Source organism: Oleiphilus sp. HI0125, from assembly GCF_001635355.1.
Map to the genome: position 1 here is coordinate 1 of NZ_LWGF01001150.1, position 975 is coordinate 975.

Annotated in this window: 1 protein-coding gene; it reads left to right on the forward strand. The window is 42.3% G+C overall.

Annotated elements, in window-relative coordinates; all coding sequences use genetic code 11:
* Positions 1–57: 57 nt before the first annotated feature.
* A complete protein-coding gene (locus A3762_RS19935; RefSeq protein ID WP_068479408.1) occupies positions 58–840 on the forward strand; it encodes a ParA family protein in 783 nt (260 codons plus the stop codon).
* The last annotated feature ends 135 nt before the right edge of the window (positions 841–975 follow it).

A 975-nucleotide genomic window follows, 5' to 3' on the forward strand; every position in this document is an offset into this window, starting at 1 on the left:
TAAAAAAGGTGTTGGGCTGGTGAGAGTGTCCTCGTCAAAGTTTAAGGAGAAGCGACAGTGATTCGAGTGGTGTTTAATCAAAAAGGTGGTGTTGGTAAATCTAGTATCACATGTAACTTGGCTGCAATTAGCGCATCCAAGGGGCGTCGTACGTTAGTGGTTGACCTTGATACTCAGGGCAACTCTACGCATTACTTGTTGGGCGTCTCCTCAAGTGAATTGAAACACACCGTCGCAGATTTTTTTGAGCAGACCTTGTCGTTTAATCTTTTCAATAAAGATGCGAGCGAGTTTGTTCATCAAAGCCCTTACGATAATTTATCGGTAATGCCTTCACATCCTGAGTTGGAGTTTCTAGAGCGTAAATTAGAAGCAAAGCACAAGATTTATAAATTAAAGACGGCATTAAGAGAAATGGAGTCTTTCTTCGATGATATTTACATCGACACTGCGCCAGCATTAAATTTTTATACCCGATCGGCGCTCATTGCTGCAGATCGTGTTTTGATACCTTTCGATTGTGATGACTTCTCTCGCAAAGCGCTCTACCAAATCATGGGTGAAATTCAGGATATCCAGGAAGATCATAATGATTCACTTAAAATAGAGGGAATTGTTGTGAATCAGTTTCAGCCAAGAGCAAGCCTACCTAGGAAGTTGGTTGAAGAGTTGGTTGAAGAGGGATTGCCTGTTCTCGATGTTAAATTATCAGCCAGCGTAAAAATGAAAGAGTCCCATCAAAATAATAAGCCGCTGGTCTATTTTGCACCTAAGCACGGTTTGACTGAACAATTCTTGGCATTGCATGAAGAGATTGTTGGTGAGCTACAGGACGCTTAAAGGGCGTCTTATAGTTCTGTGATCCCGAGTGGTAATGCTATTTGATCTCCCGAATGTAATTCTTTCTCACGGGCGTTGTTTAGCAGAAAGGCAATAAGGTGTTCGGCAGGTAGCGCCTCCGAATACATAAACCCT